Here is a 304-nt window from a genome sequence, read left to right on the forward strand (position 1 = left end):
CACATCGCCGCGCCATCTGTCGAGGGGCCAGCGTCGGCGATGCGCGCCTGCCTTGCCGATGCCGGGCTGAATGCCGAGGACGTCGACTACCTCAACGCGCACGGCACCGGTACCAAGAGCAATGATCAGACTGAAACGGCGGCGATCAAGCGTGTGTTTGGAAACCACGCTTATTCGATGTCCATCTCTTCCACCAAGTCCACGCACGCGCATTGCCTCGGCGCAGCGAGCGCGCTTGAAATGATCGCCTGCGTGATGGCAATCCAAGAGGACGTCGTGCCGCCGACCGCCAACTATCGCGAGC

1 pseudogene is annotated in these 304 nt (G+C 62.5%); it reads left to right on the forward strand.

What is annotated here, in order from left to right:
• A pseudogene (locus E5W87_RS35740) lies at window positions 1–304 on the forward strand (beta-ACP synthase); the annotation flags it as partial.

It is taken from the genome of Mesorhizobium sp., from assembly GCF_004962925.1.
Taxonomy (GTDB): domain Bacteria; phylum Pseudomonadota; class Alphaproteobacteria; order Rhizobiales; family Rhizobiaceae; genus Mesorhizobium.